Annotated in this window: 24 protein-coding genes and 2 pseudogenes; 10 read left to right on the top strand and 16 right to left on the bottom strand. The window is 64.2% G+C overall.

Annotated elements, in window-relative coordinates; all coding sequences use genetic code 11:
• Nucleotides 1-19 precede the first annotated feature (19 nt).
• The 4 genes from NKI99_RS11135 (at nucleotide 20) to NKI99_RS11120 (ending at nucleotide 3751) form a co-directional block, all read left to right on the top strand.
• Entirely contained in the window at nucleotides 20-340 is a 321-nt protein-coding gene (locus NKI99_RS11135) for an ArsR/SmtB family transcription factor (protein ID WP_127294920.1), read from the top strand.
• 50 nt (nucleotides 341-390) lie between these two features.
• Complete coding sequence (locus tag NKI99_RS11130) at nucleotides 391-1812, top strand: NAD(P)-binding domain-containing protein (protein ID WP_502895846.1); 1422 nt, start codon at nucleotides 391-393, stop codon at nucleotides 1810-1812.
• Complete coding sequence (gene arsK / locus NKI99_RS11125) at nucleotides 1805-3034, top strand: arsenite efflux MFS transporter ArsK (RefSeq protein WP_128305597.1); 1230 nt, start codon at nucleotides 1805-1807, stop codon at nucleotides 3032-3034. The genes NKI99_RS11130 and arsK overlap by 8 nt, the downstream gene beginning before the upstream one ends.
• A 204-nt stretch (nucleotides 3035-3238) precedes the next feature.
• The gene (locus tag NKI99_RS11120; protein WP_352551425.1) at nucleotides 3239-3751 is read left to right on the top strand and encodes a hypothetical protein; all 513 of its coding nucleotides are present in this window, start codon (nucleotides 3239-3241) and stop codon (nucleotides 3749-3751) included.
• 9 nt (nucleotides 3752-3760) lie between these two features.
• Here the strand turns inward: NKI99_RS11120 and NKI99_RS11115 are convergent, their stop codons facing one another.
• From NKI99_RS11115 to NKI99_RS11085, 7 genes are all read right to left on the bottom strand, one after another.
• Nucleotides 3761-4519: an amino acid ABC transporter ATP-binding protein gene (locus NKI99_RS11115; protein WP_352610829.1), complete on the bottom strand. Its 759-nt coding sequence runs from the start codon at nucleotides 4517-4519 to the stop codon at nucleotides 3761-3763.
• 26 nt (nucleotides 4520-4545) lie between these two features.
• Nucleotides 4546-5220 carry an amino acid ABC transporter permease gene (locus tag NKI99_RS11110; protein ID WP_023813259.1) on the bottom strand — a complete coding sequence of 225 codons (675 nt, stop codon included), beginning with the start codon at nucleotides 5218-5220 and terminating at the stop codon, nucleotides 4546-4548.
• A complete protein-coding gene (locus NKI99_RS11105; RefSeq protein ID WP_023813260.1) occupies nucleotides 5217-5888 on the bottom strand; it encodes an amino acid ABC transporter permease in 672 nt (223 codons plus the stop codon). The genes NKI99_RS11110 and NKI99_RS11105 overlap by 4 nt, the downstream gene beginning before the upstream one ends.
• Before the next feature lie 105 nt (nucleotides 5889-5993).
• Nucleotides 5994-6782 carry an ABC transporter substrate-binding protein gene (locus NKI99_RS11100; RefSeq protein WP_023813261.1) on the bottom strand — a complete coding sequence of 263 codons (789 nt, stop codon included), beginning with the start codon at nucleotides 6780-6782 and terminating at the stop codon, nucleotides 5994-5996.
• Nucleotides 6783-6891: 109 nt separating this feature from the next.
• Nucleotides 6892-8055: a saccharopine dehydrogenase family protein gene (locus NKI99_RS11095; protein WP_352610828.1), complete on the bottom strand. Its 1164-nt coding sequence runs from the start codon at nucleotides 8053-8055 to the stop codon at nucleotides 6892-6894.
• Nucleotides 8052-8552 carry an Lrp/AsnC family transcriptional regulator gene (locus NKI99_RS11090; protein ID WP_023813263.1) on the bottom strand — a complete coding sequence of 167 codons (501 nt, stop codon included), beginning with the start codon at nucleotides 8550-8552 and terminating at the stop codon, nucleotides 8052-8054. The genes NKI99_RS11095 and NKI99_RS11090 overlap by 4 nt, the downstream gene beginning before the upstream one ends.
• Before the next feature lie 132 nt (nucleotides 8553-8684).
• Nucleotides 8685-9548, bottom strand: a complete 864-nt coding sequence (locus tag NKI99_RS11085; RefSeq protein ID WP_352551420.1) for a LysR substrate-binding domain-containing protein — start codon at nucleotides 9546-9548, stop codon at nucleotides 8685-8687.
• 138 nt (nucleotides 9549-9686) lie between these two features.
• Here NKI99_RS11085 and NKI99_RS11080 point away from each other — a divergent pair, with 138 nt between their 5' ends.
• Nucleotides 9687-9893, top strand: coding sequence for a hypothetical protein (locus NKI99_RS11080; RefSeq protein WP_023813266.1), 207 nt, complete (start codon nucleotides 9687-9689; stop codon nucleotides 9891-9893).
• Between the two features lie 21 nt (nucleotides 9894-9914).
• Nucleotides 9915-10664, top strand: a complete 750-nt coding sequence (locus NKI99_RS11075) for a sulfite exporter TauE/SafE family protein (RefSeq protein ID WP_023813267.1) — start codon at nucleotides 9915-9917, stop codon at nucleotides 10662-10664.
• A gap of 14 nt (nucleotides 10665-10678) precedes the next feature.
• Here the strand turns inward: NKI99_RS11075 and NKI99_RS11070 are convergent, their stop codons facing one another.
• From NKI99_RS11070 to NKI99_RS11060, 3 genes and pseudogenes are all read right to left on the bottom strand, one after another.
• Complete coding sequence (locus tag NKI99_RS11070; protein WP_352610827.1) at nucleotides 10679-11197, bottom strand: GNAT family N-acetyltransferase; 519 nt, start codon at nucleotides 11195-11197, stop codon at nucleotides 10679-10681.
• The gene (locus NKI99_RS11065; protein WP_352610826.1) at nucleotides 11194-11469 is read right to left on the bottom strand and encodes a type II toxin-antitoxin system TacA family antitoxin; all 276 of its coding nucleotides are present in this window, start codon (nucleotides 11467-11469) and stop codon (nucleotides 11194-11196) included. Before NKI99_RS11065 ends, NKI99_RS11070 begins: the two co-directional genes overlap by 4 nt.
• A gap of 107 nt (nucleotides 11470-11576) precedes the next feature.
• A pseudogene (locus NKI99_RS11060) lies at nucleotides 11577-12025 on the bottom strand (universal stress protein).
• A gap of 208 nt (nucleotides 12026-12233) precedes the next feature.
• Between NKI99_RS11060 and NKI99_RS11055 the strand changes: the two are divergent.
• The gene (locus NKI99_RS11055) at nucleotides 12234-12815 is read left to right on the top strand and encodes a histidine phosphatase family protein (protein ID WP_352443120.1); all 582 of its coding nucleotides are present in this window, start codon (nucleotides 12234-12236) and stop codon (nucleotides 12813-12815) included.
• 31 nt (nucleotides 12816-12846) lie between these two features.
• Here NKI99_RS11055 and NKI99_RS11050 read toward each other — a convergent pair whose 3' ends face one another.
• Nucleotides 12847-13248 carry a VOC family protein gene (locus NKI99_RS11050; protein ID WP_352443119.1) on the bottom strand — a complete coding sequence of 134 codons (402 nt, stop codon included), beginning with the start codon at nucleotides 13246-13248 and terminating at the stop codon, nucleotides 12847-12849.
• Between the two features lie 118 nt (nucleotides 13249-13366).
• Nucleotides 13367-14119 (bottom strand): pseudouridine synthase, encoded by a 753-nt coding sequence (locus tag NKI99_RS11045; RefSeq protein ID WP_352443118.1) that lies wholly within the window; start codon nucleotides 14117-14119, stop codon nucleotides 13367-13369.
• A gap of 161 nt (nucleotides 14120-14280) precedes the next feature.
• On the opposite strand from NKI99_RS11045, the gene NKI99_RS11040 reads away from it, so the two are divergent.
• The gene (locus tag NKI99_RS11040; protein ID WP_352443117.1) at nucleotides 14281-14733 is read left to right on the top strand and encodes an SRPBCC family protein; all 453 of its coding nucleotides are present in this window, start codon (nucleotides 14281-14283) and stop codon (nucleotides 14731-14733) included.
• A gap of 41 nt (nucleotides 14734-14774) precedes the next feature.
• Here the strand turns inward: NKI99_RS11040 and NKI99_RS11035 are convergent.
• Nucleotides 14775-15619, bottom strand: a pseudogene (locus NKI99_RS11035) (helix-turn-helix transcriptional regulator).
• Between the two features lie 79 nt (nucleotides 15620-15698).
• Between NKI99_RS11035 and NKI99_RS11030 the strand changes: the two are divergent.
• Nucleotides 15699-16589, top strand: a complete 891-nt coding sequence (locus tag NKI99_RS11030) for an SDR family oxidoreductase (RefSeq protein WP_352443115.1) — start codon at nucleotides 15699-15701, stop codon at nucleotides 16587-16589.
• A 90-nt stretch (nucleotides 16590-16679) separates the two neighbouring features.
• On the opposite strand, the gene NKI99_RS11025 is transcribed toward NKI99_RS11030, so the two are convergent.
• From NKI99_RS11025 to NKI99_RS11015, 3 genes are read right to left on the bottom strand one after another with little or no spacing between them, the layout of a single operon-like run.
• Complete coding sequence (locus NKI99_RS11025) at nucleotides 16680-17378, bottom strand: RibD family protein (protein WP_352443114.1); 699 nt, start codon at nucleotides 17376-17378, stop codon at nucleotides 16680-16682.
• Nucleotides 17379-17382: 4 nt separating this feature from the next.
• A complete protein-coding gene (locus NKI99_RS11020; RefSeq protein ID WP_128305606.1) occupies nucleotides 17383-17784 on the bottom strand; it encodes a type II toxin-antitoxin system HicB family antitoxin in 402 nt (133 codons plus the stop codon).
• Nucleotides 17785-17789: 5 nt separating this feature from the next.
• Entirely contained in the window at nucleotides 17790-17978 is a 189-nt protein-coding gene (locus NKI99_RS11015) for a type II toxin-antitoxin system HicA family toxin (protein ID WP_127326556.1), read from the bottom strand.
• A 363-nt stretch (nucleotides 17979-18341) separates the two neighbouring features.
• On the opposite strand from NKI99_RS11015, the gene NKI99_RS11010 reads away from it, so the two are divergent.
• On the top strand, nucleotides 18342-19289 hold the full coding sequence (locus NKI99_RS11010) for a substrate-binding domain-containing protein (protein WP_128305608.1): 948 nt from the start codon (nucleotides 18342-18344) through the stop codon (nucleotides 19287-19289).
• Nucleotides 19290-19540 lie beyond the last annotated feature (251 nt).

The following is a 19540-nucleotide window of genomic DNA, read 5'->3' as shown; positions in this document are numbered from 1 at the left end:
TGCCGCGTAGTTTATTTCCATGAAACTCGAAAAAGCAGCTGCCCAGCTTGAAGCACTCGGCAATCCGACGCGACTTCAGCTCTATCGCATCCTGGTGCGCGCCGGTGACGACGGGCTTGCCGTCGGCAGCGTCCAGGGCAAGCTCGACATTCCGTCATCGACGCTGTCGCATCACCTCAAACGCCTGGTCGACACCGGGCTTGTCACGCAGGAGCGGCAAGCGACGACGCTGATCTGCCGCGCCAACTATCCCGGCATGAATGCGCTGATCGGCTATCTCGCCGACGAGTGCTGCGCTGACGCCGTCTGCGCGCCCGCCGTCGGCAAAGCGCTGGCTTGATTTTTTTGCACTTATAATTCGAACATACCGGAAGGATCGAACCTATGGACATGATGGCAAACCTTCCCGTCGCGATGATCGGCGCCGGCCCGGTCGGGCTGGCAGCCGCGGCGCATCTGGTCGAGCGCGGCATCACTCCGCTCGTCCTGGAGCGCGGCGAAAGCGTGGGTGCGGCGCTGCTCGATTGGGGCCATGTGCGGGTGTTTTCGCCATGGAAATACAACATCGATACGGCGGCGCGGGCGCTGCTCGACCGCTCCGGCTGGACGGCGCCGGACAGCCAGGGCCTGCCGACCGGCGGCGAGATCGTGCGCGATTATCTGGCGCCGCTTGGCCGGCTTCCCGCGATCGCCGCCAATTTGAAGCTCGGCGCCGAGGTCACAGCGATCACCCGTCAGGGACACGACAAGGTCGCCAATGATGGCCGCAAGGACGCGCCCTTCGTCATCCGCTATCGCGATGCCGGCGGCGAACACCGCGTTCTCGCGCGCGCCGTCATCGACGCGTCCGGAACATGGTGGCGGCCAAATCCGATCGGCGTCGACGGGCTGCCGGTTTCCGGCGAAGGCGAGGCGTCGGCACGCATCGCCTATGGCATTCCCGACGTGCTCGGCAAGGCGAGAGAAGACTATGCGGGCAAGCGCATCCTGGTCATCGGCGGCGGGCACTCGGCCATCAACGTCGCGCTGGCGCTGATGGAGCTGCAGGATGCGGCGCCTGGCACCGAAATCTTCTGGGCGCTGCGCCACGCCAGCATCGAGAGATTGCTCGGCGGCGGGCTGAACGACCAGTTGCCGGAACGCGGCGCGCTTGGGCTGGCGGCCAGGCAGGCGATGGCGGATGGCAGGCTGAACATGCTGGCGCCCTTCGCCGTCAACGGCATCAAGACGCAGGGCAAGGGGCTTGGTGTCGATGCCAGCCTGGGTGGCAAGCCGTTCAACCTGGCCATCGACCGCATCGTCGTCACCACCGGCTTCAGGCCAGACCTGTCGTTCCTGAGCGAAATCCGCATCGCGCTTGATCCCGCCGTCGAGGCGCCGCCGGCACTGGCGCCGCTGATCGATCCAAACTTCCACTCATGCGGCACGGTTCCCGCGCATGGCATTGCAGAGCTCGCCCATCCCGAACCGGGCTTCACCATCGTCGGCTCGAAATCCTACGGCCGTGCCCCGACCTTCCTGATGGCGACCGGCTACGAGCAAGTCCGCTCGGTGGTCGCCGACATTGCCGGAGACCATGCCGCGGCCCGCGAGGTCCGGCTGGTGCTGCCGGAGACCGGCGTGTGCAGCGCCGTCGGTGTCGCGACGGTAGCGGCAAGCGCCGGCTGCTGTGGCGGGCCCGCGCCGGCCGCTGTCGATGCCTGCTGCGTCAGGGATGCGGACGCCAAGGCAACCGGCGCATCGGGTTGCGGCTGCGCAACCGCGCCGGCCACCGAGACGCGAGAGGATATGGCGGTCGGCGCCGATGCCTGAACGATCCGTCCTGCGCAAGGCGATCTGGGCGCTTGGGCTGACCCAGATCATTGGCTACGGCACGCTCTACTACAGCTTCTCGATCCTGGCGCCGGCAATGGCTGGGGAGTTCGGGCTCACGGAAGGCTGGGTGTTCGGCGCGCTGTCGGCCTCGCTGTTTGCCGGCAGCCTGTTCGCGCCGACTGCCGGGCGGTGGGCCGACCGCTTCGGCGCCGGCCGCATCATGACCGTCGGCTCGGTGGCGGCAGCCGTGGCGCTGGCGCTGTGCGCCGTCGCGCCCGACCGCGTGAGCTTCGTTGTGGCCTTGCTGGCGATGGAACTGGCCTCCAGCTTCGTTCTCTACAGCGCCGCCTTCGTTGCGATCGTGCAGATCGGGGTTCCCCGACCGCAGCGCAGCATCACCCATCTGACGCTTATCGCCGGGTTCGCCTCGACCCTGTTCTGGCCGCTGACTTCGGCGCTGCATGCGCATCTGACATGGCGCGAGGTCTATCTTTTGTTCGCCGCTCTCAATCTCGGCCTATGCCTGCCGATCCACGCGTGGCTGATGCGCCTGTCGCGCCGCCATGCAGCAGTCATGCCGCAAGAGCGCGGGTCCGCCCCCGATGAAGCGGGCACGCGGCTCGATGCGCGGCGCGGCCGGACCGCCTTCCTGCTCATGCTGGCGGGGTTCGCCACCGAGGGCTTCGTGCTGTCGGCGATCCTCATCCACATGGTGCCGCTGACGGCGGCGCTGGGGCTCGGAACCGCAGGCCTCTTCGTCTCGACCCTGTTCGGGCCGGCGCAGGTCGCCAGCCGGTTGATCAACATGCTGTTTGGCGGGCGGCTGCAGCAGACGCACCTCGCCGTCATCGCCGCATCGCTGATCACAGCAGGGCTGTGCGCACTGCTCCTGACGACGCCATGGCTGCCAGGCGCTTTCCTGTTCGTGTTGCTGTTCGGCCTTGGTTCCGGCCTCACCAGCATCGTCGGCGGCACCTTGCCGCTCGAACTCTTCGGCCGCGAGGGCTATGGTGCGCGGCTCGGATGGGCGAGCGCTGCCCGTCAGTTCACCTCGGCCTTCGCGCCGTTCGCGCTCGCCTTCATGATGGCGCGGACATCCGTCGCCAATTCGCTGTGGGTGCTGGTGGTCGTCGCCGCGAGCGGCGTGATCGCCTTCCTCGCCATCGTGCTGCTCAGACGGCGGGGCGGCCTGCCAGCGTTCGTGACCCATCTCGCGTGACTTGGCACCTGGCGCCGATCATGATGGTCTGCAAAAGGGTCCGGAACGCTGAGAGTGGGGATCGACCGCAATCCCTTTTGCATCTACCGCTGTGTACTGCCGACGGAAACCTGGCTCTTAAGGAGCGCCGGGAAGACCGGCTCAACATCCAATGCGTCGCGGGGTTCCCGCTACCCGCGGTCACAGTGAACCAGGTGGAATCTTATGCAGAATGATTTTGTATTCAAGACCGGGTCAGCAAAACGAACGTTGGGATGGTTGGTCTGTCTGGGTGCCGCGGGCGCATTGGCAGCCATGATCTATGGTATTTTCACGCATCCCGAAGCGCAGACCCCGGCCGAGCTTTGGTCCGGAGTGGTCATCGGTGTTTTCCTTGTCGGTCTCATGGTGGCCGGGATTGCTGTCCAATACGCACGTTGGAGCATCGAAGGCGAAAACATCATCTACCGTCGTCTCTTCAGAAACAAAACGATCCCACTCTCCGAGTTGGCAGGCTTTGGACAAGTCATTGTCGTTGTCGTCGTCATTCCTTTCGTCCATGTGGATCTTTACGATCGCGAACTGAAGCTCATCGCGCGGCTTCCGGTAAGTCTCAAGGATTGGCCTGAAGCGGAAGCACGGCTTGCAGCGCGTTTGCGCTATGTCGTCAATGACGGAAGCCCCGCATTGCCCAAACGGAGGTTCGTCGATACACCGAAAAAGAAGCATGTCTTATAAGGCGTGACATCACTGCCTGAGAATCTTGCTCAGGAAAGCGCGGCTGCGGTCGGTCTTGGGGTGTGAAAAGAACTCGTCCGGCGTGCCGCTTTCGACGATGGCGCCGGCGTCCATGAACACCACGCGCTGGGCGACCTTGCGGGCAAAGCCCATCTCGTGCGTCACCACCATCATGGTCATGCCTTCCTCGGCGACCGCCACCATGACGTCGAGCACTTCGGAAATCATCTCGGGATCGAGCGCCGAGGTCGGCTCGTCGAACAGCATGATCTTGGGCCGCATGCCGAGGCAACGCGCGATCGCCACGCGCTGCTGCTGGCCGCCGGAGAGCTGTGCGGGATAGGCATTGACCTTGTCGGCGAGGCCAACCTTGGCCAACAATTCACGGCCTGCTTTTTCAGCCTCGGCACGCGGGATCTTGCGGACATGGATGGGGGCTAGCGTGACGTTCTCGAGTGCCGTCTTATGCGGGTAGAGGTTGAACGACTGGAAGACGAAGCCGATCTCGGTGCGCAGCTGCGTCATGTTGGTGGCGGGGTCGCCCAGGCGTTGGCCGTCGACGACGAGGTCGCCGTTCTTGATCGCCTCCAGGCCGTTGACGCAGCGGATCAGAGTGCTTTTGCCCGAGCCGCTCGGGCCGCAGACGACGACCACTTCGCGCGGCTCGACGCTGAGCGTGATGTCCTTGAGCACGTTGAGCGAGCCGAACCATTTGTTGACGCCGCGAAAGTCGATCATACCGGTCTTGGCAAGGCCCGTTGTGGTCATGTTTTCTGGACCTTTGGGGTTGGAAGTCACAACTGCACCTCGCCATGTGCCGCGCCCATGCGCTGCTCCAGCCGACGGGCCAGCATGATCAGCGGATAGCATACGATGAAATAGCCGACGCCGACGAGGAAGAAGACCAAGAGGCCGTTGGGCACACGCTGCACCACCAGCCAGCCGACGCGGGTGAGGTCGGTGAGACCGATGGCGGAGACGACCGAAGAATCCTTGATCAGCAGCACATATTGCCCGACCAGCGGCGGCAGCACGATGCGCATCGCCTGCGGCAGCACCACCTGGCGCATGCGCTGCCAGCGCGACAGGCCGGACGCCAGCGCCGCCTCGACCTGGCCGGTCGGCACCGAGCGGATGCCGGCGACGACGATCTCGCAGATGAAGCAGGCGGCCAGATTGGTCAGCGCGATGATGCCGGCGGTGAAGGCGTCAAGCTCGATGCCGAACTCCGGCAGGATGAAGAAGATCAGGAAGATCTGCACGAGGAACGGCGTGCCGCGGATCAGGTCGACCCAGGCCCCGATCAAGCCCGAGATCAGCTGGTTGCCGCCGGTGCGCAGGATGCCGAGGCCGAAGCCGAGCAAGGTGCCGAGCACAAGGCTGATCAGCGACAGCATCACGGTCATGCCGAGGCCGCGCAGGGCCAGCGGATAGGAGCCGGCGAGGCTTTGCAGTTGTTGCCAGATCATGTCCGCGCCCCCGCCGTGCCGAGCCAGCGGCTGGAGACGCCAGCCAGTCCCTTCAGTCCGTAATAGAGCAGCAGATAGAAGGCGGCGATGGTGAGGAAACCTTCGGCCGGCATGAAGCGGTCGGAGGCGAGCAACTGGCCGGCGCGCGTCAGTTCGGCAACCGAGATCAGCGACAGAAGGGCGGAATCCTTGACCAGCACGATGGCTTGGCCAAGCAGAGGCGGGATCGTCACCTTGAAGGCTTGCGGCAGGACGACAAGGCGCATGCGCTGGACATAGGTCATGCCCGAGGCGACGCTGGCCTCGACCTGGCCGCGCGGGATCGACAAGATACCGGCGCGAATGATTTCAGCGATATAGGCACCGCTGTTCAACGACAGCGCGAGGATGCCGACGACGAGTTCCGGCAGGACGAAGCCGAGCCGGGGCAGGCCGAAATAGAGAAAATAGAGCTGCGCCAGCAAGGGCGTGGCGCGCACCGCATCGATATAGGCCTTGGCCGGCACACGAAACAGCCAGCCGCGCTGCAGATTCATGGCGCACAGCACGATGCCGACGATGAGCGCCCCTACAAAGGACAGCGCCGACAGCCAGACGGTCGTGATCAGGCCCTGTCCGAACAGCGGCAGGTATTCGACGATGGTGCGGAAACTGAAATTTTCGAGCATCGTTGGGTGCAATCCCCAGAGTGCAGGAAACGACGGATGAAGCGAAATTCCAGGCGGTTCGCGGCGCTTGAGACGCGCGCGAAACCGCCTGGGTTTTATCGCTGCTTAGTGGTCTTTCTTCCAGGCGTCGGAATTGACCCAGTAGTCGAGGTTCTTCTGCAGGCGACCGTCGATGGTGACCTGGTTGAGGAACAGGTTCATCCAGACCAGCAGGTCCGGCTCGTCATAGCGGGTGGCGAAGGCAAGCGGCTCCTTCGACAGAAGGTCCGGCATGATGGTGAAGCTGCCGGCCGGATAGGCGGTCGACTGGCCCTTGACCGCCGAGACGTCGTTGACGCCGCAATCGGCCTGGCCGTTGTTGACGGCGTCGAGCAGCAGCGGACCGCCGCCCTTGTAGCTCTTGATGTCGGCGTCGGGGAAGGCTTTCTTGGCTTCCTTCTCGCCGGTGGCGCCGAGCAGCACGGCGATCTTGGTGCCCTTGGCCTTGCAGTCTTCGGTGGTCTTGAACTTGCTGTCGGCCTTGGTGAAGACGGTGCTGCCGGTGTACATGTAAGGCGTGGTGAAGGCGACCTTCATGCCGCGCGCCAGCGTCGGTGTCATGTCAGCGACCAGAAGGTCGGCCTTGCCTGACAGCAGCGCCGGGATCAGACCATCCCAGTCGAAATCGAGGAAGGTGATTTTCACACCCATTTCCTTGGCCATCAGTTCGGCCAGTTCAACCGAACTGCCGGTGCGTTCGCCATTGGCGCCAACCAGCGAGAAAGGGGGTCCCTGGGTCTGCACGGCGACACGCAGTTCGCCGCGCTTGGTGATGTCGTCCAGTGTTCCGGCTGAGGCAGCAGTGGTAAGGCCGGCGAGCGCAAGTCCGGCGATGAAAAGCTTGGCAATCTTCATTTGGTAGTCCTCCTTGTTTTATTGTTCCATGTCTTCGTTGTTTTTCACCCTTTGGGGTGCTTTTTGAGCGGCAGCGCCGTTGCCGGCGGCAGCCACCGTTCGAAAATCCTCAGTCCCAGGCCACCGTCTCGGTGACCTTGATGCCGCGTCTGGCAAGCTCGTCGAAGAAGGGTTCGTCGGGCACGTCCAGCAGCGGGTTGAGCAGGCCGGGTTTGGTGATCTCGCCACGCGCCAGCATCTGCGCCACGATGCTGGCGGGATAGCCGACGCCGAGGCTCATGCCGAACAGGCCCGAAGCCAGGTCCCGCTCGATGATCAGGTCCGACGTCACCGTCTTGGCGCGGCCGCCTTCGAGGCCGGAAAAGACATTGCGCATCACGCACAGGTCCTTCTCGCCGGGACCATATTGCAGTTGCGGGCCGAGCAGCCGGCCGAGGAATTCGCGCGGGCTGTTGGAGGTGCCGGGCACCTTGTCCTCAGAGAGGAAACCGAGCTCCTTTAGCGGCGCCCAGAAGGCCGACCATCCCGGCCAGCGCAGCGTGTAGCGGCCGGAACGGCGCAGACCCTTGGCTGCCTCCAGCATCTCGACATAATGCAGCGCATCGCCATTTGGGAACGCTTCCAGCCTGCCCAGGCCCGCGACCTCGATCTCATGGATGAAAGGGTTTTCGTGCTGCTGGCCGGCCGGCACCGCGACGCGCTTTCCGCCCTCGATCATGACGCTGTCGCGGTTCTGGCTGACCAGGACCATGTCGAAATTCCAGCTCACCTTGTAGCACAGCGGCTTGGCCATCGCCTTCGGCTCGGGGATGCCGCCGCAATAGGAATCGATCGCGGTGATCGAAGAGAACTGCCTGGCGGCGCGCGCGTAGAGTACGAGGTCGATGCCGGGGTCGAGCCCGCATTCGGTCATGATCGAGACGCCGGCTTGTTCGGCGGCCGGCGCCAGATCGGCGATCGACTTGGCGTAGTTGGTGGTGACCAGCGGCGTGCGCGTGGCGATCGCGGCCTGCACCGCCTCGCGCATCAATGGCTGCGGCAACAGGTCGATGACGGCGTCGACATCATCAAGCACATTGGCCAGCGCCGGGCCGATCGCGCCTTCAGGCACGACGAAGCGCACACGGGCAAGATCGGTCAGGCCGGCAAGCCGGGCCGGGCCATCCGCTGCGGTGTCGACGCAGACGATTTCCTCGACGCCGTCGCTGGCAACAAGGTCGGCGATTGCCGCCCGGCCTTGCAGGCCGAGGCCGCCGAGTACCGCGATCTTCATGCCGGCTCCTTGCGGTCGTCCGACCAGCAGCCTTCCGGCAGGCTGACCCATTTGTTGCAGGACGCCATGACGACGAAGGTTTCGCTGCGCACGACTTCGCCGGGCTCGCCGGCACCCGGGATCAGTTCGCTAGTGACGCGGTAGAGGTCGGCGACGTCACCCGCCACGGTTACGTCGACGATGATGTCGAAGCGCCCGGTGACGACCGAGGCCGAGTTGACGAAGGGCAGTTCGGCAATGCGCTGCGCCAGTTCGCGGGCCCGGCCGCGCCCTTGGGCATTGATGCCGACAATGGCCGAGATCAGCTCGGGACGCTCGGTCAGATTCAGCAGGCCGACGATCTTGAGCAGGTTGCGGTCGAGCAGGTTGCGCAACCGCGTGCGCACCGTCGGCACCGAAATCGCCAATATCTCCGCGATGCGGTTGATGCCCGGCTGTGCATCCTGCGACAGCTGTTTGACCAGCCGCCGATCGGTCAGATCGAGATGTTCTCGCAAAGTCCCCGTCTTTCACAAAAGGAAAAAACTTTGGCGATTTTTTTGCCAATGTGCAAACAAGCTACGTCACGGATATTGGAAAAGCAAGGCAATGATTCAGCGCTACTGGTGATAGGTGGTCGCTGTCAGGGCTCAGACCAGCGCTGCCGCCAACAGTTTTGCCTGTGGCGTCAGCTCTTCGAAGCGGCGGGCGCAGAGGTTGAGCTGGCGCGTCGCCCAGTCGTCGGTCAGCCGCAGTGTGCGCACGGAACGACCCGCCGCACTTTCCGGCACGATGGCGATGCCGGCGCCTTGCGCGACCAGCCGGCAGACATTGTCGAGGCCAGGCACGCGGATGCGGACATGCAGATGGCCGCCAAGGCGGGCCGCCTGGCGCGTGATGTGCTCCTGCAGCGCATGGCCGGTGCTGAGGCCGACGAAAGATTCGCCGAGAACCTCAGTGAGGTTGACGGTGCGGCCTTCAAGGCCGGGCCGGTTCCGCGCGGCGATCACCACCAGCCGGTCGGTGAAGAACGGTTTCTGTTCGAGATGCGACAGGCCGGCCCAGGTTGCGGCGATGCCGAGATCGGCCGCACCATTGGCCACGGCTTGCGCGATCTCATGGCTGGGGCGCTCGTCGAGATCGATGTCGATCTGGGGATGGGCGACAAGGAAAGCCGGCAGGATGTCGCGCAGCAACTCGGCTGTAGCGGCGGTGTTGGCCAGCAGCCGGACGCGGGCGCGCAGGCCGGTGGCATAGGCGGCCAGATCGCCGGTCATGGCCTCGATCTGGTTCTGCACGGCGCGCGCATGATGCAGCAGCGCCTGTCCCGCCGGCGTTGGCACCACACCACGGCGGCGGCGCTCCAGGAGCGGCGCGCCGAGCCGCTCCTCCATGCCCTTGATGCGGGCGCTGGCCGACGCCAGGGCCAGGCCGGCAAGCTCGGCGCCATGGGTGATGCTGCCGCGTTCGGCCACCAGCAGGAACAGGCGGAGATCGACCAGATCGAAGCGCATTCTTTTGCTCCTGCGAATATTCAGCGCCCGGGAAGGCGATCGGCCCTCCAGCCTTCGTCCTGGCCGAAGGTTGGCAGCACAACTTCCACATTGTGATCGGCCGGGATCTTCGTCAAACAGTTTCGAAGGAGAATTGTGATGAACAAACGAACGTCAGGCCGGCTCGGCATTCTCGAAAGCACGGCGATCGTGCTGGCCATTGCCGTGGCTGGCCTTGCCATGGCGCCAGCGGGATCAGGCCTGCGGGGATGCGCGGCGACGGTCGTATCCACCAGCCGCGATGCGGCGCCGGCAAAGGCCGCCAGCCTGGATGCCGACGCAACCGATATGCTGCTGCATGACTGATCCCGCCTTGAAGATACGACCATGCTGAGCGCCGGCGTCCTCGCTTGGATCGGCGCCGTGTTCCTCGCCGCCGGCTTCGTCAAGGGCGTCGTCGGCATGGGGCTGCCGACCGTTGCGATGGGCCTGCTGGCGGTGACGATGCCGCCTGCGCAGGCCGCGGCGCTGCTGCTGATCCCGTCGTTGGTCACCAATCTCTGGCAATTGCTGACCGGCCCGTCCTTCGGCGGCCTGTGTAAGCGGCTATGGACGATGATGGCCGGCGTGATGCTCGGCACCGTTGCCGGTGCCGGGCTGCTGACCGGCACGCATACGGGCGCGGCTTCGGCCGGGCTGGGCGCCGCACTGGTGCTCTATGCGATCCTCGGCCTCGCCAAGGCCGGCTTCACCACGCCGGTGCGCCACGAAGCCTTGATGTCACCGCTGGTCGGGGTGGCGACCGGGCTGGTCACCGGCGCCACCGGCGTCTTCGTCATCCCGGCAGTGCCCTATCTGCAATCGCTGCGGCTGGAGAAAGAAGACCTGATCCAGGCGCTCGGCCTATCCTTCACCGTGTCGACGGCGGCGCTCGCCATCGGGCTGTTCAGGACCGGTGCCCTGGCGTCGCCGAGCGCGCAACTGGCGGGATCGGTCGCAGCCCTTGCGCCGGCGCTGGCCGGCATGTTCGCCGGCCAGGCATTGCGCCGGAGGATGAGCATCGAGACCTTCCGGAAAGTCTTCTTCGTCGGATTGCTGGCGCTGGGTGTCTATCTTGTGGAGGACGGTATTCTGTAGCTTGCGGCAGGCGTTCAGAATGCAGCTCTCGCCTTGGCGATCGCGGCGAAAGGCAGGACCAGGGACAGCGGCGCGTCATCCAGACGGATCGCACCGTAACCTTCATACCAGTGGGCAGCCTGGTCACCTTTGGCATCGATTAGCAAGGCAACGCCGCCGAGCTCCTCCGCGACTGCCATACAGCGCTTCCCGGCGGCGAGCAGCAAACCGCCGCCAAGGCCGCGGCCTTGTATCGTACGGTCTACGGCGAGCCGACCCAGACGGTAGACCGGCACGTCATAGCGGCCAAGGCCGCGTTTGGCGACTGCCGGGGTCCTGGCAAAGTCGATCGAAGCCGGGCTGAGAGAGTAGAAGCCGAGGATGCGCAAAGGATCTTGCGCCGTCACGGCGACGAAAGTTTTTGCGCCACCGCTTTGATGACTTTGACGCGCAAAGCGCTGCAAATAGATGTTGAGGTCCGCGTCGCCACAGTCGAAGGCGGCACGGTTATGTTGTCTCCCGATCGGCACTTCTTGCCATGTGACGGAGTTCACGCGAGAGTCTGGCCGGCTTTGGCGGCGCGGATAAGGCGGTTGGTCGGGGAGGGCGGGTTTTCAAGCAGGTCGAGGACGCGCAGACTGTCCCGTTCTGACAGCGCAAGATGTTCGGCGCGTTCGATCGCAGCCTGGGCGTCACGCAGTGCGGAGCGCGTAACGAACTCGGTCAGGCCGACATTCGACAAGGCGGCCGCACGTGCGATCACGGCTTTCGCTTCGGGCAGAATCCGGAAATCGATTCGACCGTTATCACCGACGTTGCGAGGCATGGCTATCTCCTTTGTCTGCTATTATATGGTACGGATTGAATCCGTACAATATAAATCCTGTCGCTTTAGCCTCACGGGCATGTGAGGAGCGCGCTGGGCCAAATCTGTTACCGCACCACCAGCACCGCAATCTCCGTGTAGGACAGCACTTCCGCCGTCTGGCTGCCGAGAAGCAGCTTGCCCAGTCCGCGACGGCCGTGCGAGGCCATGACGATCAGGTCGCAGCGCAGGGCCTGCGACAGTTCCAGGATGGCTTCGGCGGGCCGCTTGTCCTCGACATGGACCACCTCCGCGGCCACGCCAACGGCGTCCGCCGACGCCTTGCATTTGGCGAGCACTTCCTTGGCATAGCGGCCTGCCTCTTCCTTGTAGGCGACGAGCTCATCGCCGGCGGCATAGCCGGCCATGGCGCCGCCCCAGGCAAGATCGGGAATGGTTCCGAGACGGTAACGAAGGTGACGGAGGCGCCGAGGTCCTTGGCCAATGTCAGGCCGTGGGCAACGCCCTTGTCGGCCAGTTCCGATCCGTCCGTGGCGATGAGCAGATGTTTGTACATGATGATCTCGACTTGTTGTGCAAGGGCCCGTGCCCTTGTGGTGGCGGGAGCCTTGTAGAGGCTGGCCTTGATATAGTTGCGGCACCAGGATGATCACAGGGCCGGCCCGCCGCGGATCAAGGCCAGGCGACCACGCAGTTTTGTACCAAGCGGATTCCCCTTTGCCGCATCGTCGCTTAAGGTGCCGGACCACATCGAAAGGCATCTCATGAGCAGCGTGTATCCCCAAATCCATCTGGTCCGGCATGGCGAGACGGCATGGAGCCTTTCGGGGCAGCATACCGGCCGCACCGACATGCCGTTGACCCCGGTTGGCGAGGCCGCCGCGCGGGGCGTCGCGGATAGGCTCAAGGGCCTGTCCTTTTCGGCCGTATGGTCGAGCCCGTCGCAGCGCGCCTACAACACCAGCGTATTGGCCGGCTTCGGCGCGCAGAGCGTCAAGAAAGACGATCTGCAGGAGTGGGACTATGGCGCCTATGAGGGGCTGACGACAAAACAGATCCTGGCCGAGCGCCCCGGCTGGAATGTGTTTCGCGATGGTTGTCCAAAGGGCGAGATGGCGGCCGATGTGGGCGCGCGGGCCGACAGGATCATTGACGGGTTACGCAAGGCCAATGCCGACATGTTGGTGTTTTCCAGCGCGCATTTTTTGCGCGTGCTGGCGGCGCGCTGGATCGGGCTGCCGCCCGAAGGCGGCGCGCTGCTCGTGCTCGAAACAGCCAGCATCAGCGTGCTCGGCTACGAGCATGATTTGAGCGAGCCGGTCATCCGGAAATGGAACCAGAAATAGGGCGGCTTTGGCCAGCGGCGCCGCTTCCGCCCTATCTGTCGAATTTCTTGATCGCTTCGGCGGTCACCGGCGTAAAGAAATTCAACAGATTGCCATCGGGGTCGCGAAACAGCAGCGAGCGATTGCCCCAGGGCATTGTGGTTGGCTTCTGCACAGTAACATTCCTGACGAGGTCCGAGAGCCTGGCGAATTCAGCATCGACGTCGCCGACGCGGAACTCAAGGATGACGGTGCGGTTGTCGGCGGGGCGGGCGATGTCGCCGCCGAACAGCTTCAAGGTGCGCGTGCTGCCAATCGCCAGCGTGCAGGCCGGTGTCGCCAGTTCCGCGAAGTCTTCCGTGTAGACCGTCACGGGCATGCCCGTGATCTCGCCGTAGAAGCGCACGAGGCGCTGAACGTCCGAAGTGATGATGCGGATAGAGACGAAATTCATTGCTTTGGCTCCTGATCGTTGAAGCCGTGGCGGGCTCCCATCCGACCTATAGGGCAGGCCTCCTGACAGCTTTCCGTCAGGAAGGATTGCTGTGCGCCTGCACCAGCGCAGGCGGGGCTCACCCCGCCAGCAGCTCCAGTTCCTCCGGCGTCAAATGCCGTGCCGTACCCTTGGCGAGGTCGCCGAGCGGCAGGCGGCCGATAGCGATGCGGATGAGGCGCAGAACCTCGACGCCGTGCGCGGCGAGCAGGCGACGGATGTGGCGGTTACGGCCTTCGTCGAGTACGATCTCCAGCCAGGCGGTGCGGCCGCCGCTGCGCAAAAATTCGATCGAACTGGCGCTCAGGGTCTCGCCATCAACGGTCACGCCGGCGCGGAATTTGTCCAGCATCGCTGCGTCCGGCACCATGCCGATCTGCACGTGATAGGTCTTGGGCAAATGCGAGGCCGGATCCATCAGCCGGTTGGCAAACCGGGTGTCGTTGGTCATCAACAGCAGGCCTTCGCTCGCCTTGTCGAGGCGACCGACCGGGGAGACGAAGGGCAGGTCGAGCCCTTCCAGGCAGGCATAGACGGTGTCGCGTTGTTGCGGGTCGTCGCGGGTGGTGACCAGCCCGCGCGGCTTGTTGAGGACGAGATAGACCTTGCGCTCGGCAACCACCGGCCTGTCGTCGACAACGATGCGGTCGCGGTCGAGGTCGACGCGCAGGGCTGCATCGCGCACGACCTTGCCGCCGACACGCACGCGGCCTTCGGCGATCAGCACCTCGGCCTGCGTGCGAGAGCACAGGCCGAGCTTCGACAGCGCCCGGTTCAGGCTGACGCCGGGCGCCGCCTGCCTGCCGCTTTGTCGTGTCTGCCGTGGTGTCATGCTGCCGTCTGTGCTGGTGGAGCCGACAAATGCCACGGGCTGCAATGGCTTCGCAAGACGCGCTGCTGCAATCGTGCGCAAAGCAAGGGGGCAGTGGCGGCATCCGCGGTTCTTGGACCGGCGATATTGTCGCCGCCGCATCCGCGATAAACTTGCTTCGCATGAGTGAGTCTCCCGACATCTCGCCGATCACCAAGACAGTCGTCATCGGTGCCGAGCCGGCCAAGGTTGGGCGGATACTGACGACGCCAGAAATGATCCCGCAATGGATGTCCGACGAGGAGTTGACCGTCAGCCTGCAAGGGCATGCCGGCGGCGCGATCGTGATGCGCGGACTGCTGCACGGAATGCCGTTCGAGAACCATGGCACCATCCGCGCTTTTGAGCCGGAAAAGAGCTTCGCGTACGGCTACTGGAGCACGCTGTCGGCCTCGCGGCTGGCGGACGTGCCCGAAAACCACACCGTGGTCAGCTTCGATCTGGCGCCGATGGATGGGGGGACGAAGCTGACGCTGACGCTCAGCGACTTCGCCGAACCGGCGATCCGTCCGCACGCCAATCTCTACTGGGGTCCGACCTTGCAAATCCTGAAGGCGGTCTGCGAGCGCGCTTGAAGGAGGGCGGGCGTCATCCCCGCGGACGGGTCGTCCGGCCCTTACTCTTTGGGGTGTCGGGCGAGAGCCAGCGCGCGGATGCGGTCGGCGACGGCGCTGTCGACCGGGTTGTAGACGGTCAGGCTCAAATCCGGCCGGCCGTCGACCGCGAAGCCCGAATATTCCAGCTCGATATCGCCGAGTTCCGGGTGTTTCAGGCGCTTTGTCCCGTCGCCGTGGCTGAGCACGTCGTTTTCCCGCCACAGCGCGTCGAATTCCGGGCTGGCGCTGCAGAGCTCGTCGACGAGTTCGCGCACCTCGGAGACAGCGCCGGCGCGTGCCGCATCGGCACGGAACGAAGCGACCACGAAACGGGCGAGGTTTTTCCAATCGTGCTGCTTGGCGCGGATGACGGGGCGCAGGAACATGAAACGCAGGATGTTGCGCTCGCCTTCGGGCAGGGCGCTGTAGTCGGTCAGCACGACCCGCGCGGCGCGGTTCCAGGCAACGACGTCCCAGGTGGCGGTCCTGACTATGGCGGGGCTGGCATCGAGTGTGTCGATGAGGCGCTGCAGCCGGGGGCTGACGCCCTCGTCGCCTCTGTAGCGGACCACGGGCGGCGCCCCAGCCCGAGCATGAAAAGATGTTCGCGTTCCGCCTCGGTCAGCAGCAGCCCCTTGGCGATGCGATTGAGGACATCGGCCGAGGGTGCGCCGCCGCGGCCCTGCTCCAGCCATGTGTACCAGGTCGGGCTTATGTTGGCGCGCTGGGCGACCTCTTCCCGGCGCAGTCCCGGCGTGCGTCGGCGGCCCGAAAAGCCGAAGGAAGCCGGATCGAGCCGCGTGCGCCGGTCTTTGAGGAACGCTGCCAGCGAGCCGGCGGAATTGGAGGGCATCCTGTTAGTCATTATACCATGATAAGATCACTACTTTAATAGAATAATAGACCAGCAATATTACGCAGGCAACTAGTGCAGGAGATTTTGCATGCGTATCTTTCTCACCGGCGCGACCGGTTTCATCGGTTCGGCGCTGGTTCCCGAACTCATCCAGGCGGGCCACCAGGTGGTCGGCGTGACCCGCTCCGACGCCGGCGCCGAGGCGCTGGCCGCCGCGGGCGCCGAAGTGCTCCGGGGGACGCTCGAGGATCCCGAGGGGCTGCGCGACGGCGCGGCCAAGGCGGAGGCTGTGATCCACACAGCGTTCGACCACGATTTTTCGCGGTTTGCCGAAAATTGCGAAAAGGACAAGCGCGTCATCGCCGCACTCGGCGCCGCCCTGGCCGGCTCCGACCGGCCGCTGGTGATCACCTCCGGCGTCGGCATGGGCAGCCCCGGGCATGGCGAACTGGCGATCGAGGACGTCTTCAATCCCGGCCATCCCAATCCGCGCATCGCCTCGGAGCTGGCCGGCAATGCCTTGCTGGACGCCGGCATCAATGTGTCGGTGGTGCGGCTGCCGCAGGTCCACAATCCGGTCAAGCAAGGGCTTATCTCGCCGCTCATCGAAATCGCGCGTGAAAAAGGCGTCTCGGCCTATGTCGGCGAAGGCCGCAACCGCTTCTCCGCGGGCCATCTCCTCGACGTCGCGCGGCTTTACCGGCTGGCCGTGGAAAAGCGGCAACCGGGCGCGCGCTATCACGCGGTCGGCGAGGAAGGCGTCGAGGTGCGGGCCATCGCCGAGGCGCTTGGCCGGGGCCTGAAATTGCCGGTCGTTTCCATCGCGCCGGAAAGAGCGGCGGAGCATTTCGGCTGGATGGCGATGTTCGCGCCGATGGATCTGCCGGCCTCCAGCGCGCTGACCCAGCTACGGCTTGGCTGGCATCCGACCGGCCCGACGCTGATCGCCGATCTCGACGCCATGCGATACGCTGCTTGATCGACTGAAGCATCGGCGCTGAAGCTGACGATACAGGGGCCGGTAATCTTCAGTCAGATTGCCGGCCCTTCTGTACGAGGCGGTCAGCCCTCATCCAGGAGTAACTGCGTAACGCAGATGGACAAGTCCATGCGCCAGCGCTTCGCAGCTCTTCAGGGACAACTGCATCTTGCCCGGCAGGCCACTCTCGCCGAACTCGACGAACGCCTGGTTCGCGGCCCGTCCATCGATCGCGGGTGCGACGAGAAGGCTCAGTTCATCGACGAGCCCGGCCGCAAGGAACGAGCCGTTGATGCCGGCACCGCCCTCGAGCAGCAGCCGGCGGATGCCGAGTTCGCGTCCGAGCACCTCGACCATCGCGGCGAGATCCATATCCGCCGTTTCCGCGACGATATAGGACACGCCGTCGGATGCGAGCTCGGCCAGATGGCTGTCGGCAACGTCACGCCCAAGCAGCACCACGACATGGTCGCCGCCGATGTCGGGTTTGGAAAAATGAAGCTTGCCCGAGGCATCGAGCGCCACGGCATAACTGCCCGCATCCCTTTGCGCGAAATGATAGGGCCGGTCGACCTTGCCGGTATTGGCCGGCGGATGCGCGCCGGCCTTGCTCATCTCGGCCATGGTGACGCGGCCGACGATCCAGGCGTCAGCCGCGAGATCATTGTGGATATGCTCGTAGAGGCTCGACCACTCCGCCCGGGTCCCGTCCGGACTTGTCGTGTAGCGGCTTGGATGAAGGCTGCCGTCGAGTGATGCGAGCATATGGCAGATGATTTGCGGCTTCATCGGGTCACGCCGCTTCAAGCGCCATCACTTTTTCAGCGGCCTTTGCGAGAAACCCGGATCGGGTATAGCCATGAGCTTCGGCAAAGGCATCGATCCTTTGGAGAATGTCGTCCGGAAGCGTCACGTTGATACGCACTGTTTTCCTGGTCTGGGTCTGGGCCGAGACCAGGATTGCAACACCGTCGCGATTATCGGCGTCCGCCATCACAGCCTCCAAACTGGAGGGTTCAGGAACAGCCCCGCCATCCTCGACCAACCCTTCGATGTGGAGGGCGAGGGCCTCTTCAGCCATGGACCGGGCGTCATCCAGATCCTTGCCGGCGGTAATCACGCCTGGGAAATCAGGGAAAGACACACCGAAGTCGCTGTCGGCATCCTTATGGATAAGTCCGATATACTGCTTCATGGCCGTCACCTCAGTTTCAGTCCAGATTGTTTTTCGATGCTGCGCAGGGTGCCTATTGGAATATCGCGCTTGGGATGAGGGACGGTGACCCGCCCTAGCCTGTCGCGGTGTTTGAATTGCGCATGACTGCCCCTTCGGGCAACTTCAACCCACCCATCAGCTTCCAACAGGCGGATAATGTCGGCGCTTTTCATGTGTATTTATACACATTTAATGATGGCCTTTCAACAAGGAATATGAAGTCAGTCAACGCCAAATAGGCCGCAGGAGGCGAAGCGCCGTGTCTACTGTGCTGGGAAGCATGCCGCACGATCCAAAAATCCGACAATTCCGATAATTTGCCGGACGGCGCTGTTATATCGAGGTTGCACAAATGGTTGGCGCTGGGTTAGCATCCCTGTGCAGGCGTCGGTGGGAGGCTCTTTTTACAGCGGCGGCCAGCTGGAGCGGCATGCGTTTTCGGGCGCAGGGAGGATGCTCCACACTTTGAACCGACGCATGATCCTTCCTGAAACCGATCCGGTTTTCGGGCGTGCGTCCTTGTGGAGGAGGATCCCATGAACAGACGTGAATTCCTGCTGTCGTCCGCGGCTTTCGGCGCCATGATGGTTGCCGCGCCCTCGGTGTTTGCGCAGGACAAGCTCACCATCCTTGGCTCGGTGCCCAGTCTCGGCTTTCCGTTCTTCGTGCACATGCTGAACGAGATCAAGGCGGAAGCCGCCACGCAAGGCGTCAATCTGACCGAAAGCGACGGCCAGAACTCGGCCACCAAGCAGACCGCCGACATCGAGGCCGCCCTGGTGCAGAAGGTCAACGCCATCGTCATCTCGCCGCTCGACGTCAACGCACTGGCGCCGGCCATCGAGGAAGCGGTCAAGGCCGGTGTTCCCGTAGTGACGATCGACCGCCGCGTCGACGGCGTCGAGGGCATCCTCGCGCATGTCGGCGCCGACAATGTGAAGGGCGGCGAGGCGGAAGCCAACGCCGTGGTGGCGGCGTTCCCGAACGGCGCCAAGCTGTTCCATCTGCAGGGCCAACCCGGTGCCGGCCCGGCGATCGACCGCAACAAGGGCGTGCACAATGTGCTCGATCCCTTGAAGGACAAGTATCAGATCGTCTTCGAGCAGACCGCCAACTTCGCCCGCGCCGAGGCGCTGTCGGTGACTGAGGCCGGCCTTGCCGCCAACGGCAAGCCCGACGCCATCGTCTGCGCCAATGACGACATGGCGCTCGGCGCCATGGAGGCCTGCGCCGCTCGCAACTTCACCGACGTCAAGATCTACGGCTTCGATGCACTGCCGGAAGCGCTGGTCGCGGTGCGCGACGGCAAGCTTGCGGGCACCGTCGAGCAGTTTCCCGGCGAGCAGTCGCGCACCGCGGTGCGCATCGCGGTGGCCTTTGCCAAGGACAAGACCGAGCCGCAGGAGAAGCTGGTGCTTTTGACGCCGATCGTCATCGGCAAGGACAATCTCGACAAGGCGGAGAGGATTGGCGAGACGAAGTAGGGCGATTTGGCGGGGATCGGCCGATTGGCAAAGCCGGTGGGACAGCACCCCCCTCTGTCCTGCCGGACATCTCCCCCGCAAGCGGGGAGATTGGCTGTCCGTCCTGCTTTCGCCAATCTCCACACCGCAGGAAAAGCGCTACCAGCAAAGCTGCCGATCTCCCCCCTGTTTGGACCGGAGACATCGCGAACAGGTGTGCGAGGACATCGCGAACAGTTTTGTCACTTATCGTCTGCAGAGGTTGAGGTCGA

The sequence above is a fragment of the Mesorhizobium sp. M0239 genome (genome assembly GCF_040321815.1).
GTDB lineage: Bacteria > Pseudomonadota > Alphaproteobacteria > Rhizobiales > Rhizobiaceae > Mesorhizobium.
Note: the sequence above shows the minus strand (reverse complement) of the source record. Positions and strands in the feature narration are given on the sequence as shown.